General features: G+C 57.9%; 16 protein-coding genes. 10 read left to right on the top strand and 6 right to left on the bottom strand.

From position 1 onward, the window contains the following. The coding region (gene ftsP, locus CW267_RS27855; protein ID WP_101148688.1) for a cell division protein FtsP at positions 1-1,300 on the top strand (1,300 nt) is incomplete at its 5' end. A gap of 33 nt (positions 1,301-1,333) precedes the next feature. Then, positions 1,334-3,607 carry a YgiQ family radical SAM protein gene (locus CW267_RS27850; protein WP_012540546.1) on the top strand — a complete coding sequence of 758 codons (2,274 nt, stop codon included), beginning with the start codon at positions 1,334-1,336 and terminating at the stop codon, positions 3,605-3,607. 86 nt (positions 3,608-3,693) lie between these two features. Here the strand turns inward: CW267_RS27850 and dkgA are convergent, their stop codons facing one another. Together dkgA and yqhD are read right to left on the bottom strand one after the other, a co-directional pair. Further along, positions 3,694-4,521: a 2,5-didehydrogluconate reductase DkgA gene (dkgA, locus tag CW267_RS27845; RefSeq protein WP_008806502.1), complete on the bottom strand. Its 828-nt coding sequence runs from the start codon at positions 4,519-4,521 to the stop codon at positions 3,694-3,696. 145 nt (positions 4,522-4,666) lie between these two features. Beyond that, a complete protein-coding gene (yqhD, locus tag CW267_RS27840; protein ID WP_008806500.1) occupies positions 4,667-5,830 on the bottom strand; it encodes an alcohol dehydrogenase in 1,164 nt (387 codons plus the stop codon). Positions 5,831-6,026: 196 nt separating this feature from the next. On the opposite strand from yqhD, the gene CW267_RS27830 reads away from it, so the two are divergent. Continuing rightward, positions 6,027-6,926 (top strand): AraC family transcriptional regulator, encoded by a 900-nt coding sequence (locus tag CW267_RS27830; protein WP_012967218.1) that lies wholly within the window; start codon positions 6,027-6,029, stop codon positions 6,924-6,926. Between the two features lie 49 nt (positions 6,927-6,975). Here CW267_RS27830 and yghB read toward each other — a convergent pair whose 3' ends face one another. Together yghB and metC are read right to left on the bottom strand one after the other, a co-directional pair. Next, complete coding sequence (gene yghB / locus CW267_RS27825) at positions 6,976-7,635, bottom strand: DedA family general envelope maintenance protein YghB (RefSeq protein WP_004205217.1); 660 nt, start codon at positions 7,633-7,635, stop codon at positions 6,976-6,978. 131 nt (positions 7,636-7,766) lie between these two features. Further along, positions 7,767-8,954 carry a cystathionine beta-lyase gene (metC, locus tag CW267_RS27820; RefSeq protein WP_008806499.1) on the bottom strand — a complete coding sequence of 396 codons (1,188 nt, stop codon included), beginning with the start codon at positions 8,952-8,954 and terminating at the stop codon, positions 7,767-7,769. A gap of 250 nt (positions 8,955-9,204) precedes the next feature. Between metC and exbB the strand changes: the two genes are divergently transcribed. From exbB to CW267_RS27790, 5 genes are all read left to right on the top strand, one after another. Continuing rightward, positions 9,205-9,936 carry a tol-pal system-associated acyl-CoA thioesterase gene (gene exbB, locus CW267_RS27810; RefSeq protein WP_004174395.1) on the top strand — a complete coding sequence of 244 codons (732 nt, stop codon included), beginning with the start codon at positions 9,205-9,207 and terminating at the stop codon, positions 9,934-9,936. A 6-nt stretch (positions 9,937-9,942) separates the two neighbouring features. After that, positions 9,943-10,368, top strand: a complete 426-nt coding sequence (exbD, locus tag CW267_RS27805) for a TonB system transport protein ExbD (protein ID WP_012967219.1) — start codon at positions 9,943-9,945, stop codon at positions 10,366-10,368. Positions 10,369-10,508: 140 nt separating this feature from the next. Beyond that, positions 10,509-11,003 carry a TIGR00645 family protein gene (locus CW267_RS27800; RefSeq protein WP_008806498.1) on the top strand — a complete coding sequence of 165 codons (495 nt, stop codon included), beginning with the start codon at positions 10,509-10,511 and terminating at the stop codon, positions 11,001-11,003. A gap of 122 nt (positions 11,004-11,125) precedes the next feature. Next, positions 11,126-12,013, top strand: coding sequence for a YghX family hydrolase (yghX, locus tag CW267_RS27795; RefSeq protein ID WP_023298222.1), 888 nt, complete (start codon positions 11,126-11,128; stop codon positions 12,011-12,013). 78 nt (positions 12,014-12,091) lie between these two features. Continuing rightward, a complete protein-coding gene (locus tag CW267_RS27790) occupies positions 12,092-12,379 on the top strand; it encodes a DUF2623 domain-containing protein (RefSeq protein ID WP_002916743.1) in 288 nt (95 codons plus the stop codon). Positions 12,380-12,451: 72 nt separating this feature from the next. Here the strand turns inward: CW267_RS27790 and yghU are convergent, their stop codons facing one another. Both yghU and CW267_RS27780 read right to left on the bottom strand, forming a co-directional pair. Continuing rightward, positions 12,452-13,318 carry a glutathione-dependent disulfide-bond oxidoreductase gene (gene yghU / locus CW267_RS27785; RefSeq protein ID WP_008806496.1) on the bottom strand — a complete coding sequence of 289 codons (867 nt, stop codon included), beginning with the start codon at positions 13,316-13,318 and terminating at the stop codon, positions 12,452-12,454. A 47-nt stretch (positions 13,319-13,365) separates the two neighbouring features. Continuing rightward, on the bottom strand, positions 13,366-13,926 hold the full coding sequence (locus CW267_RS27780; protein ID WP_004150918.1) for a DsbA family protein: 561 nt from the start codon (positions 13,924-13,926) through the stop codon (positions 13,366-13,368). A 20-nt stretch (positions 13,927-13,946) separates the two neighbouring features. On the opposite strand from CW267_RS27780, the gene CW267_RS30970 reads away from it, so the two are divergent. Together CW267_RS30970 and CW267_RS31775 are read left to right on the top strand one after the other, a co-directional pair. Then, on the top strand, positions 13,947-14,069 hold the full coding sequence (locus CW267_RS30970) for a hypothetical protein (RefSeq protein ID WP_004217169.1): 123 nt from the start codon (positions 13,947-13,949) through the stop codon (positions 14,067-14,069). A 76-nt stretch (positions 14,070-14,145) separates the two neighbouring features. Then, on the top strand, positions 14,146-14,211 hold a 66-nt coding region (locus CW267_RS31775; RefSeq protein WP_413773665.1), incomplete at its 3' end, for a hypothetical protein.

Here is a 14,211-nt window from a genome sequence, read left to right as displayed (position 1 = left end):
GCTGCTGGAATCGCGTCGCGGTCAGCCGCTGTTTCTGACGCTGCAGCGTTCGCACTGGTCGTTTACGCCAGGCACTCGCGCCCCCGTCTGGGGGATCAATGGCCGCTACATGGGGCCGACGATCCGCGTCTGGAGCGGGGACGACGTCAAGCTTATCTACAGCAACCGTCTGACTGAGAATGTCGCGATGACCATCCGCGGCCTGCAGGTGCCTGGCCCGCTGATCGGCGGCGCGGCGCGTATGATGTCGCCGAACGCCGACTGGGCGCCGGTGCTGCCTATCCGCCAGAGCGCTGCCACCTTGTGGTATCAGGCCAACACGCCGAACCGGATGGCGAAGCAGGTATACAACGGCCTGGCCGGCATGTGGCTGGTGGAAGATGAGGTCAGCAAGAACCTGCCAATCCCTAACCACTACGGCGTTGATGACTTCCCGGTGATCATTCAGGACAAGCGGCTGGATAACTTCGGCACGCCGGAATATAGCGAACCGGGGAGCGGCGGCTTCGTTGGCGATACGCTGCTGGTTAACGGCGTGCAGAGCCCCTATGTCGAAGTGTCGCGCGGCTGGGTGCGCCTGCGCCTGCTGAACGCCTCCAACTCCCGGCGCTATCAGCTGCAGATGAGCGATGGCCGACTGCTGCATGTGATTTCCGGCGACCAGGGGTTCCTGCCGGCGCCGGTCTCGCTCAAGCAGCTGTCGCTGGGGCCGGGGGAACGGCGTGAAATTCTGGTCGATATGACCAACGGCGATGAAGTGTCCATTACCTGCGGTGAAGCGGCGAGTATTGTCGACCGTATCCGCGGCTTTTTTGAACCGTCAAGCATCCTGGTCTCCACGCTGGTGTTGACCCTGCGGCCGACCGGGCTGCTGCCGCTGGTCACCGACAGTCTGCCGGTGCGTCTGCTGCCGACCGAACTGCTCTCCGGCACGCCGATCCGCAGCCGGGATATCACCCTTGGCGACGATCCGGGCATCAACGGCCAGCTGTGGGATCCGCAGCGTATCGATATCACGGCGCAACAGGGGACCTGGGAGCGCTGGACGGTGCGCGCCGACCGCCCGCAGTCGTTCCATATTGAAGGGGTGATGTTCCAGATCCGTAACGTCAACGGCTCGTCGCCCTTCCCGGAAGATCGCGGCTGGAAGGACACCGTGTGGGTCGACGGGCAGGTTGAACTGCTGGTCTACTATGCTCAGCCGTCGTGGCCGCACTTCCCGTTCCAGTATCTGAGCCAGACGCTGGAGCTTGCCGACCGCGGCTCGATCGGCCAGATGCTGGTGAATCCCGCGCCGTAATCTCTTCAACCCTGGCCGGAACACGGTCAGGGTTTGAGAAAATCCTCCTTCATTTCCACTATCATTCCGGCTTATAATCCACGCCCTTTTGGTTATTTTTTTATCATTTCCCCCGGAAGCAATATGAGCGCAATATCCCTGATCCAACCGGATCGTGACCTTTTTTCCTGGCCGCAATACTGGGCTGCCTGTTTTGGCCCTGCGCCCTTTTTACCGATGTCGCGTGAAGAGATGGACCAACTTGGCTGGGATAGCTGCGACATTATTCTGGTGACCGGCGACGCCTACGTCGACCACCCGAGCTTCGGGATGGCTATCTGCGGCCGCATGCTGGAAGCGCAGGGGTTCCGGGTGGGGATCATTTCCCAGCCGGACTGGAACAGCAAAGACGACTTTATGCGCCTGGGTAAGCCGAACCTGTTCTTCGGCGTGACCGCGGGTAATATGGACTCGATGATCAACCGCTACACCGCCGACCGTAAGCTGCGCCATGACGATGCTTACACCGCCGGCAACGTGGCGGGTAAACGCCCGGACCGCGCCACCCTGGTCTACACCCAGCGCTGTAAAGAGGCGTGGAAAGACGTGCCGGTGATCCTCGGCGGCATCGAGGCCAGCCTGCGCCGTACCGCGCATTATGATTACTGGTCCGATACCGTGCGCCGCTCGGTGCTGGTGGACTCCAAGGCCGATATGCTGATGTTCGGCAACGGCGAGCGTCCGCTGGTGGAAGTCGCGCATCGCCTGGCGATGGGCGAAACCATCGACCAGATCCGCGATGTGCGCAATACCGCCATCATGGTGAAAGAGGCGCTGCCGGGCTGGAGCGGCGTCGATTCCACCCGCCTGGATACGCCTGGCAAAATTGACCCGATCCCGCATCCGTACGGTGAGGATCTGCCGTGTGCCGATAACAAGCCGGTTGCGCCGAAAAAGCAGGAAGCCAAAAGCATCACCGTGCAGCCGCCGCGGCCCAAACCGTGGGAAAAGACCTATGTGTTGCTGCCTTCCTTCGAGAAGGTGAAAGGCGATAAGGTCCTGTACGCTCACGCTTCGCGTATTCTGCACCATGAAACCAACCCCGGCTGCGCCCGGGCGCTGATGCAAAAGCATGGCGAACGCTATATCTGGATCAACCCGCCGGCAATCCCGCTCTCGACTGAAGAGATGGACAGCGTCTTCGCGCTGCCTTACAAGCGTGTGCCGCATCCTGCTTACGGCGACGCGCGTATCCCGGCGTATGAGATGATCCGTTTCTCGATCAACATCATGCGCGGCTGCTTCGGCGGCTGTTCGTTCTGCTCAATCACCGAGCACGAAGGGCGCATTATCCAGAGCCGTTCAGAAGATTCGATCATTAATGAAATCGAAGCCATTCGCGACACGGTGCCCGGCTTTACCGGGGTGATCTCCGATCTCGGCGGACCAACGGCCAACATGTATATGCTGCGCTGCAAATCGCCACGCGCCGAGCAGACCTGCCGCCGTCTCTCCTGCGTCTACCCGGATATCTGCCCGCACATGGATACCAACCATGAGCCGACGATCAATCTTTACCGTCGCGCCCGTGAGCTGAAGGGCATTAAGAAGATCCTCATTGCCTCTGGCGTACGCTATGACATCGCCGTCGAAGATCCGCGCTATATCAAAGAGCTGGCGACCCACCACGTCGGCGGCTATCTGAAGATCGCCCCGGAGCATACCGAAGAGGGGCCGCTGTCGAAGATGATGAAGCCGGGGATGGGCAGCTACGACCGCTTTAAAGAATTGTTTGATACCTATTCGAAGCAGGCGGGTAAAGAACAGTATCTGATCCCGTACTTTATCTCCGCCCATCCGGGAACCCGTGATGAAGATATGGTGAACCTGGCGCTGTGGCTGAAGAAACATCGCTTCCGTCTCGACCAGGTGCAGAACTTCTATCCGTCGCCGCTGGCGAACTCGACCACTATGTATTACACCGGCAAGAACCCGCTGGGCAAGATTGGCTATAAGAGCGAAGAGGTGGTGGTGCCGAAGGGCGATAAACAGCGCCGTCTGCATAAAGCGCTGCTGCGCTATCACGATCCGGCAAACTGGCCGCTGATCCGTCAGGCGCTGGAGGCGATGGGTAAAAAGCACCTGATTGGCTCACGCCGCGACTGCCTGGTGCCTGCCCCGACGCTGGATGAGATGCGCGAAGCGCGTCGCCAGAACCGCCATACCCGTCCGGCGCTGACCAAGCACACGCCGATTGTACATCAGCGTTCTAACGGTGAAACGACGGCGAAAAAACCGGTCAAACGCGGTAAAGTCGCCGGGCGTTAAGCCTGATGTTGTGCCCGGTAGCGCTTTGCTGACCGGGCCAGTTAGAGAGCCGGATAGGCGTCAGCGCTATCCGGCTTTTTTATATGTTAGCCGCCAAACTGATCCGGATCGGGCCCTAAACGCTTGCCCTGGTCCAGCTTCGCGATTTCGCTGAGTTCGTCTTTGTCGAGACGGAAATCCCAGACGTTAAAGTTTTCCGCGATACGCGACGGCGTCACTGATTTCGGGATCACCACCAGACCGCTATCAAGATGCCAGCGGATGACGATTTGCGCCGGCGTTTTGCCGTACTTATCGGCGAGCTGGTGGATGACTTTCTGATCGAACACCCCTTTACCGCCCTGGGCCAGCGGGCTCCAGGATTCGGTCTGGATCTTGTGGGTGGCGTTCCAGGCATGCAGCTGACGCTGCTGCAGCAGCGGATGGAGCTCAATCTGGTTGATCACCGGTGCGACGCCGGTTTCATCAATCAGCTTCTGCAGATGCGGGACCTGGAAATTACACACGCCGATGCTTTTCGCCAGCCCCTGCTGCTGCAGCTCGATCAGCGCCTGCCAGGCTTCGACGTAATGGCCGATCGCCGGCACCGGCCAGTGGATTAAGTAGAGATCCACATAGTCGAGCTTCAGCTTGCTGAGGCTCTCTTTCAGCGCCTCGTGCGGCCGTTTTTGATCGTCGTTCCACAGCTTGGTGGTGATGAACAGCTCATCGCGATTGACGCCTGCGCTGTGCAGCGCGTTGCCGACGCCGGCCTCATTTTGGTACGCGGCGGCGGTGTCAAAAGAGCGATAACCGACTTCCAGCGCCTTATGAATGGCGGAGACGACTTCCTCGTTGCCAGCTTTCCACACGCCGAGACCCAGCTGCGGCATCAGGTTGCCGTCGTGTAGTTTTATAACGGTTGGATGTGTCATGCCTTCCTCCTGTTAATGAACTCGGCGAGGCAGAATCCGCCGAGGGGTAGCATTAAGTCTGGACGAAATAGCTAAAAACGGTAGTAAAAACACCTCTCCCCGACGTTTGTTTAACGTAAGGAGAGGTGAATCAGGCGGGGTTAAATTAGCGAGCAGCCTCGTAAATACGGCGGCTGACGTCCAGGGTGATATCCTGATGTTCGCCCAGTTTGGTCATGCCGTGCTCTTCCAGTTTTGCCAGCAGCGCCGGGATGGAGCTACCGTCGAGACCGTAATCGGAGAGGCGGGTCGGCACCCCCATCTGCTCGAAGAAACTACGGGTTGCGGCAATAGCGGCATCGATACGCTGTTCTTCGGAGCCCTCGGTGATATTCCATACGCGCTCGGCATACTGCAGCAGCTTCGCGCGCTTGGTATCGCGTTTCTCATTCCACAGCGCCGGCAGCACGATAGCCAGCGTCTGGGCGTGATCCAGACCATGCATCGCCGTCAGTTCGTGGCCGAGCATATGGGTCGCCCAGTCCTGCGGTACGCCAGCGCCGATAAGACCGTTCAGCGCCTGAGTCGCCGCCCACATAATATTAGCGCGCACGTCGTAGTTCTCTGGCTCCTGCAGCGCTTTCGGGCCATCTTCCACCAGCGTCAGCAGAATGCCTTCGGCGAAACGGTCCTGAATTTTGCCGTCAACCGGGTAGGTGACGTACTGTTCAACGGTATGGACGAAGGCGTCAACCACGCCGTTGGCGACTTGGCGCGGTGGCAGAGTGTAGGTGTAAACCGGGTCGAGGATCGCGAACTGTGGCTGGACGTGCGAAGACATAAACGCGCGTTTGTCGCCGGTGGTTTTCCGCGAAATCACCGCCCCTTTGTTTGATTCAGAACCGGTCGCTGGCAGAGTCAGAACCGAACCCATTGGAATGGCGCTGGCGATCTTACTGCCGTAAGTTTCCAGAATTTCCCATGGATCGATAGCGGCGTCGTAATGGGCCGCCGCGGCGATGAACTTGGTGCCATCCAGTACTGAACCGCCGCCGACCGCCAGCAGGAAGGTGACCTTCTCTTCACGGGCGAGCTTCACGGCGTTCATCAGAGTTTCGTAAGACGGGTTCGGCTCGATGCCGCCAAATTCAAGGACATCCAGGCCATTCAGGGCGGTGAGTACCTGATCCAGGACGCCCGTTTTTTTCACGCTGCCGCCGCCGTAGGTGATCAGTACGCGAGCCTCCGCCGGGATCTGTTCACGCAGCTTTTCAATCGCGCCTTTGCCAAACAGAATGCGGGTTGGGGTATGCAGGTCAAAATTATTCATTGCTAGTGTCCTCAAAAGAGTAAAACCGCCGACAGGGACGATACCGCTGCCAGATGACGGTTATTGTGGTCCTGGCGCCGTTGACCCTCAATGCACATTTCTGCCGATGTCTTGCCTATTTCTCCATGTGGCTGGAGAATTCTCGCCAGCCTGCGCACAATGTATGGGTGAAGAAACATCGGGAGAGGCGGTGGCAATGCAACACGCACAGATATGCCAGATATTGACAGAGAAGATTAACCAGCTGAAAGATAAGCACGAACTGTTAAGTTCGCTGCTGCCTGACGTCCGCCTGCTGTATGGGACGCAGCCGGGTACCCGGACGCCGGTGATGTATCAGCCGGGGATCGTTTTTCTCTTTTCCGGCCATAAAATTGGTTATATCAATGAGCGGACTTTTCGCTACGACACAAATGAATATCTGCTGCTGACCGTGCCGCTGCCCTTCGAATGCGAAACCTTTGCCACCCCGGAGGTGCCCCTCGCCGGGATGCGTCTGAACGTCGATATCCTGCAACTGCAGGAGCTGCTGATGGATATTGGCGAGGATCCGCTGTTTCAGCCCGCCGTCGCTTCCAGCGGAATAAATTCGGCAGTGCTTTCCGAAGATATTTTATGCGCTGCCGAACGGCTGCTCGACGTCATGGATCGTCCGCTGGACGCGCGCATTCTTGGCAAGCAGATTATCCGTGAAATCCTCTACTATGTGCTGACGGGCCCCTGCGGCGGCGCACTGCTGGCGTTGGTCAGCCGGCAGACCCATTTCAGTTTGATAAGCCGCGTGCTGAAACACATCGAGAGCCAGTACACCGAAAACCTGAGCGTCGATCGGCTGGCGGCAGAGGCGAATATGAGCGTCTCGGCGTTTCACCATAATTTTAAATCGGTGACCAGTACTTCACCGCTGCAGTATTTGAAAACCTACCGTTTGCACAAGGCGCGCATGCTGATGATCCATGACGGCATGAAGGCCAGCGCGGCGGCGATGCGGGTGGGGTATGAAAGTCCTTCGCAGTTCAGCCGCGAGTTTAAGCGCTACTTCGGTATGACGCCCGGGGAAGATGCCGCACGAATTCGCACGATGCAGGGCATGTAATATCGGGAAGGGCAAGCCGGGCGGGCGCAGGCCCCCCGGCAGGTGGCCGTCAGGCGCTGCAGTATTTCTTTTTGATCACCACGAACAGCGTGCCGAGCAGGCCCGCCAGCAGCAGAGCAATCGGCAGGATCATCAGGCAGGTCATGACCTGATCTTCATGGCGCTTCACAAACGGGATCATGCTCAGCGCATAGCCGAGACCCGTGACCACACCAACCCACAGCAGGGCGCTCAGCCAGTTGAAGAACTGAAAGCGGCGGTTCGGCAGGCCGGAAATCCCCGCCATGGTTGGCAGCAGGGTGCGGACAAATGCCAGAAAGCGGCCCGCGAGCAGCGCCAGCAGGCCGTGGCGATCAAACATACAGGTGGCGCGCTGATGGTACTTATGCGGCAGATGCGCCAGCCAGCCTTTCACCGTTTGCGTATTGCCCAGCCAGCGCCCTTGCACATAGCTCAACCAGCAGCCGAGGCTGGCGGCGGCGGTCAGAATGGCGATAGTGGGCACAAAGTCCATGACGCCTTTAGCAATCAGCGCGCCGGCGAGCAGCAGCAGGCTGTCCCCCGGTAAAAAGGACGCGGGCAGCAGCCCGTTTTCCAGAAACAGGGTGGCGAACATAACCAGATATACAACGCCCACAACGTGAGGGTTCGCCAATGCGGCAAAATCATGTTGCCACAACGCGGCGACAATCTCTTGAATGACAACCATGGACTTTCCTAAGTGGTACCGTATTGTTGACTAGTGTACTCCTGAAGAGACCCGAGCACCTTGATCCCGGGCGCAACAAAAGCGGCCGCTTTGCTAAAAAGCGTCCGCTATTGTTGCCACTGACTGTCACTTTACACGATACGCGCGAAGCCCGCTGCTAAATCCGCCTGCAGATCGTCAACATTTTCGAGACCAATGTGCAAACGGATCAACGTGCCGCTGAAGTCGACTTCCGCATCCGGTCGGATGTGAGCGATTTGCTCCGGCTGATTGGCCAGAATCAGCGATTCAAAGCCGCCCCACGAGTAGGCCATGCTGAACAGGCTGAAATTGTCGAGGTACTCGGCCAGTTCGGCATCATTGAGGCGCTTGTTGAGTACAAACGAGAACAGCCCGCTGCTGCCGGTAAAATCGCGCTTCCAGAACTCATGGCCTTTACTGCCGGGCAGGGCGGGGTGGTTGACCCGCGCCACCTGCGGATGCTGCGCCAGCCACTCGGCGATGCGCAGGCTGCTTTCATGGTGCTGACGCAGGCGCACGCCCAGGGTGCGCAGGCCGCGGCTGGTCATATAGGCGGTATCGGCGTCCAGCATTTGCCCCATCAGATAGGCATTCTCACGCAGCTGCGGCCAGCAGCGCGCGTTCGCCACCGCAGTGCCGACCATGGCGTCGGAATGGCCGATCAGATATTTGGTGCCTGCCTGAATGGAAATATCGATGCCAAAATCCAGCGCTTTGAACAGGATCCCCGCCGCCCAGGTGTTATCGATCATGATAATCGCTTCCGGCGCGACCTGACGCACGGCGGCGACAATCGCTGGCACATCATGCACTTCCATGGTGATGGAGCCAGGCGATTCAAGGAACACCACGCGGGTCTCCGGCCGAATAAGTTGGGCAATATCGGCGCCAATGAGGGGATCGAACCAGCTGGTGGCGACGCCGAGTTTAGCGAGAATTTTGGTACAAAAATCCTGGCTTGGCTCATAGGCGGTATTGGTCATCAGCACATGGTCGCCCTGTTCGACGAACGCCAGGATGGTGTTGGCCACCGCGGCCGCGCCACAGGGGAAGAGGGCGCAGCCGGCGCCGCCTTCCAGCTCGCACATCGCTTCCTGCAGCGAGAAGTGGGTCAGGGTGCCGCGACGCCCGTAGAACAGCTCGCCGTTGGCCCGATTGCGGGTGGCGTGTTTTTTGGCTTCCACGGTATCGAAAACCAGCGATGACGCGCGCTGGATCACGCTGTTCACTGAGCCCTGGGTATATTTTTTGCTCCGTCCGGCGTTGACCAGCGCGGTATCAAGATGTTTATCAGCCATGTTGATGAACCTGTTTTTATACGTCTGGACGTCTAAACTAGCATGAATCTTCTTTTCTGTACCAGTGCGGCGCCGATACAGGCGAAAATTTTACCAGGCCCGCAGTAAGCCGCTTTTTTACTGCGTGAGCGCAAGGAAAATAAACGTGATTTGCTGCACAGTGTAAATACTAATGAGAACCACTATCAATTCGATGTCGTTTTGATATTATTGTGGGCAGATTTTGTGATTATCGTCGTGGAGATAGAGCGTGGGTAATAATTTGATGCAGGCGGATCTCTCCGTTTGGGGTATGTATCATCATGCCGATATTGTCGTTAAGGTGGTGATGATTGGCCTGATTCTGGCGTCGGTCGTCACCTGGGCCATCTTTTTCGGCAAAGGGGCGGAAATCCTCGCCAGCAAGCGTCGCCTCAAACGTGAACAGCAGCAGCTGGCGGAAGCCCGCTCTCTCGATCAGGCCAGCGATATCGCCAGCGCCTTTGAGGCGAAGAGCCTGACCACCCAGCTTATCAATGAAGCGCAGAACGAACTCGAACTCTCTGCCGGTGCGGAAGACAATGAAGGCATCAAGGAACGCACCGGTTTCCGCCTTGAGCGCCGCGTCGCGGCGGTCGGTCGCCATATGGGGCGCGGCAATGGTTATCTGGCCACCATCGGCGCCATTTCGCCGTTCGTGGGTCTGTTCGGGACCGTCTGGGGCATCATGAACAGCTTTATCGGTATCGCCCAGACGCAGACTACCAACCTTGCGGTGGTAGCGCCGGGCATCGCGGAAGCGCTGCTGGCGACGGCCATCGGCCTGTTCGCCGCCATCCCGGCGGTGGTCATCTATAACATCTTTGCCCGCATGATTGGCAGCTACAAGGCCTCGCTCGGCGACGTCGCCGCTCAGGTGCTGCTGCTGCAAAGTCGCGACCTGGACCTCAGCGCCAGCGGTGTGAAGCCGGTGCGTAGCGCGCAGAAATTACGGGTAGGTTGATCGGCTATGGCGATGCGTCTTAATGAAAATCTGGACGATAACGGCGAAATGCATGAGATCAACGTGACGCCGTTTATCGACGTCATGCTGGTTCTGCTGATTATCTTTATGGTGGCTGCGCCGCTGGCGACGGTTGACGTGAAGGTGAATCTGCCGGCCTCCTCCAGCCAGCCGCAACCGCGACCGGAAAAACCCATTTATCTGTCGGTGAAGGCGGATAAGAGCATGTTCCTCGGCAACGACCCGATTACCGAAGCGAATATGATTAACGCCCTGGATAGCCTGACCGCCGGCAAAAAAGATACCACTGTCTTCTTCCGCGCGGATAAAACCGTCGATTACGAGACGATGATGAAAGTGATGGATACCCTGCATCAGGCGGGCTATCTCAAGATCGGGCTGGTGGGCGAAGAGACCGTCAAAGCCAAATAACCCGATTCTGTTCCTGAAAAGGCTGGCCGCGCGCCGGCCTTTTTTATGGCCGTCTGCCGGCGATGTGTTGGCCTGGCGTTGCCATCACGTTATCTGTCTGAGATATAATGTCGCTTCTTTTTGTTAACTAACAGGATTATATGGAACGCTTTCTGGAAAACGCTATGTACACTTCGCGCTGGCTGCTGGCACCGGTTTATTTTGGCCTTTCGCTGGGACTGGTCGCGCTGACCATCAAATTTTTTCAGGAGATCGTCCACGTTCTGCCGCATATCTTCAGCGTCAGCGAGTCGGAATTGATCCTGACGCTGCTGTCGCTGGTGGACATGACCCTGGTGGGTGGCCTGCTGGTGATGGTGATGTTCTCGGGCTATGAGAATTTCGTGTCGCAGCTGGATATCAATGAAGGGAAAGAGAAGCTGAGCTGGCTCGGTAAAATGGACGCCACCTCTCTGAAGAATAAAGTCGCGGCGTCAATTGTGGCGATCTCCTCTATCCACCTGCTGCGGGTGTTTATGGATGCGAAAAACGTGCCGGACAACAAGCTGATGTGGTACGTGATTATCCACCTGACCTTCGTCCTTTCGGCCTTTGTGATGGGCTATCTCGATCGTCTGAACAAAGTGAAACACTGATCTCTTCTCTCCCGGCGGTGTTAGCCGCTGGGCTTTTTTCTCCCCCGTTTCTGCTTCTCTGCGCTGGCGTATGTCCGGGCTTCTGCTTTGCTTAAAGGGCGCTTAACAACGGAGGCAAGGTGATGACGCGATTAACGGCCAAAGATTTCCCGCAGCAGTTGCTCGAGTATTATGACTACTATGCCCACGGCAAAATCAGCAAACGCGAGTTTCTCCAGCTGGCGGGGAAATATACTGTCGGCGGGATGACCGCGCTGGCGCTGTTTAATCTGCTGAAGCCCGACTATGCCCTGGCAGAGCAGGTACTGTTCACCGATCCGGATATCCGTCCGGAGTATATTCATTATCCCTCTCCTGACGGCCACGGCGAAGTGCGGGCTTACCTGGTGACGCCGACGAAAATAGCCGACAAAGCGCCCGCCGTTGTGGTGGTACATGAGAACCGAGGCCTCAATCCCTACATTGAAGATGTAGCCCGGCGGGTCGCGAAAGCGGGATATATCGCGCTGGCGCCTGATGGCCTGAGCGCCGTCGGCGGCTATCCGGGGAATGATGATGAAGGCCGCGCGCTCCAGCAGAAAGTCGATCCCGTGAAGTTGATGAATGATTTTTTTGCGGCGGTCGCGTTTATGGCGAAGCATCCACAGGCGACGGGGAAGGTCGGTATCACCGGGTTTTGTTACGGCGGCGGCGTCAGCAACGCGGCGGCGGTGGCGATCCCGGAGCTAGCCTGCGCGGTGCCGTTTTACGGCCGCCAGCCGCCGCTGAAGGAGGTCGATAAAATTAAAGCGCCGCTGCTGCTGCACTATGCCGGCCTCGATAGCGGCATTAATGAAGGCTGGCCCGCCTATGAACAGGCGTTGAAGGAACACCATAAAGTCTACGAGGCCTATCTCTATCAGGGCGTGAATCACGGCTTTCATAATGATTCCACGCCGCGCTACGATCGGGCTGCGGCTGATCTGGCCTGGCAACGCACGCTGGCATGGTTTGAGAAGTATTTACGCTAGCGCAAACGACATAAATAGCGCTAACGCTCGCTCAAAAAAACGCTATATAATTTATTATACAGCGATTGGGAGGGCGCGATGGAAAATCATTTTGGCAAAGGCTTAATGGCGGGGCTACAGGCATCCTATGCTGACACCGCCGCGCATGCGGCGAATTTTTGCGCCGACTATAAACGCGGGTTTGTGCTCGGCTACTCGCACCGCATGTTTGAAAAAACCGGCGACCGTCAGCTCAGCGCGTGGGAGGCGGGGATCCTGACCCGTCGCTATGGCCTTGACAGAGATATGGTGATGGATTTCTTCAAAGAAGGTGGGTCGGGTATGGCGATGCGCTATTTTCTGGCGGGCTATCGGCTGGAAAGCTAAACAGGACGGCTTCGCAGGCGGAGCCGTCCTGTGGTGGGAACCCTTTCCCGTCAGCGGGAAAGTGTGAAGACCTTACGCCTGGCGCTTATCTTCCGTTTGGGTGTCAAAGTCGCGGGCGTCGTGGCGCTCATGTAACTGCTCATTGAGCGGGCCGTTGGTGCGGTTGACGATGCGTCCGCGCTTGACGGCCGGGCGGTTGCCCACATCCTGCGCCCAGCGCAGCACGTTTTTATAGCTCCCGGCGTCGAGGAACTCCGCCGCGTTATAGACATTGCCCAGCACTACGTTGCCATACCACGGCCAGACAGCCATATCGGCGATGGTGTACTCCTCGCCGGCCACATAGCGACCGCGGGCGAGCTGTTTGTCCAGCACGTCGAGCTGGCGTTTGGCTTCCATCGTAAAGCGGTCGATCGCGTACTCGATCTTCACCGGCGCATAGTTATAGAAGTGGCCGAAGCCGCCGCCGAGGAATGGCGCCGCGCCCTGCAGCCAGAACAGCCAGTTGAGGGTTTCGGTGCGGCCGGCAGGATCTTTTGGCAGGAAGAAGCCAAATTTTTCCGCCAGATAGAGAAGAATGTTGCCGGACTCAAATACCCGGGTCGGCGGCGTGGTGGAGTGGTCGCTGAGGGCCGGGATCTTCGAGTTCGGGTTGATATCGACAAAGCCGCTGGAAAACTGATCCCCTTCGCCAATGCGTATTAGCCAGGCGTCGTACTCCGCGCCGCTGACGCCCAGCGCCAGCAGCTCCTCCAGCATGATGGTCACCTTCTGGCCGTTGGGCGTGCCCAGTGAGTATAGCTGGAGCGGATGGGTACCGACCGGCAGGACGCGTTCATGGGTCGCGCCGGAAACGGGACGGTTGATATTGGCGAACGCGCCGCCGCTGTTTTGCTTCCATTCCCACACTTTGGGTGGCTGGTAGTTTTGCTCTGACATGCTGGTTTGCCTTTTTCGTGGATGTACAAAAAGTGTAGCAGGTGACCTCAGGCCATAATCCGCGCAGCCCACACGCTGACATCATCACCGCTGCCCAGATCCGGCTGCACCAGGCCATTGACCATAAAGGTCGGCGAGACGTGAATGCCGTTCTGACGGGCGTATTTACTGTGCCACTTGATCACGTCCTGCAGCTCCGGGCGGGCAAAGGCGGCCCCCAGCAGCACGTGACTGTAACGTTCAATGCGTTCAATGATTTGCTGCGGCGTGGCGTTCATATTCGGCCCGCTGCAGTGATCGGTAAACTCAAACTCTTCCCGATGGTCGGCCACGGCCTGCATCACTTTATGCGCCTGCTCTCTGCCGTGCGGCAGGGTAGACGCGGCGAGGATGCAGCGGACAATCACCCCGGAGAACAGATGCCACGGCTGCGACTGCAGGCGTATCTTGATGGTGACGTTATCGGCGCCGACCTCATCAAGCAGGTCGTCGAGCTTATTAAACGCGCGGACAGAGTAGGGGCAGGTGGGCTCAAGGAACACCTCAAACGTCCGCGGGCCGTGTCCCCAGACCAGCGGTTGGGCATTCAGATGCGAGGGTGTGCTCATTGTCGACTCCTGATGTTGCGTTGTTTTTTTGTTATATCACCGATAACGATATCACTTTTGTTTCCGGCTGCAGGGTTATTTTCCTTAACGGCACGATTAGCGAAACGAATGAGTGGTATCATCGTTACACCTCTGTCTGGTAAGTGCCTGCGGCAGGATAAGAAGAGGGAGTTTTGTTTCGCCAACTGCCCGGGCTGCATTAATTTGAGGTCAGGCTAAATGAGCAAAGGATCGACAAGCAGTGACGCCCCGTTTGGGACATTGTTAGGCTACGCGCCCGGCGGC

It is taken from the genome of Klebsiella sp. X1-16S-Nf21, from assembly GCF_002837615.1.
In the GTDB taxonomy this organism is placed as follows: Bacteria; Pseudomonadota; Gammaproteobacteria; order Enterobacterales; family Enterobacteriaceae; genus Klebsiella; species Klebsiella variicola.
The sequence above is the reverse complement of the archived record's forward strand: the minus strand, read 5'-3'. Positions and strand labels throughout refer to the sequence as shown.

Coding starts and splice junctions, on each gene's coding strand:
- dkgA (WP_008806502.1), bottom strand. CDS start 4,521: ATGACACATCCAACCGTTATAAAACTACACGACGGCAACCTGATGCCG.
- yqhD (WP_008806500.1), bottom strand. CDS start 5,830: ATGAATAATTTTGACCTGCATACCCCAACCCGCATTCTGTTTGGCAAA.
- CW267_RS27830 (WP_012967218.1), top strand. CDS start 6,027: ATGCAACACGCACAGATATGCCAGATATTGACAGAGAAGATTAACCAG.
- yghB (WP_004205217.1), bottom strand. CDS start 7,635: ATGGTTGTCATTCAAGAGATTGTCGCCGCGTTGTGGCAACATGATTTT.
- metC (WP_008806499.1), bottom strand. CDS start 8,954: ATGGCTGATAAACATCTTGATACCGCGCTGGTCAACGCCGGACGGAGC.
- exbD (WP_012967219.1), top strand. CDS start 9,943: ATGGCGATGCGTCTTAATGAAAATCTGGACGATAACGGCGAAATGCAT.
- CW267_RS27800 (WP_008806498.1), top strand. CDS start 10,509: ATGGAACGCTTTCTGGAAAACGCTATGTACACTTCGCGCTGGCTGCTG.
- yghX (WP_023298222.1), top strand. CDS start 11,126: ATGACGCGATTAACGGCCAAAGATTTCCCGCAGCAGTTGCTCGAGTAT.
- CW267_RS27790 (WP_002916743.1), top strand. CDS start 12,092: ATGGAAAATCATTTTGGCAAAGGCTTAATGGCGGGGCTACAGGCATCC.
- yghU (WP_008806496.1), bottom strand. CDS start 13,318: ATGTCAGAGCAAAACTACCAGCCACCCAAAGTGTGGGAATGGAAGCAA.
- CW267_RS27780 (WP_004150918.1), bottom strand. CDS start 13,926: ATGAGCACACCCTCGCATCTGAATGCCCAACCGCTGGTCTGGGGACAC.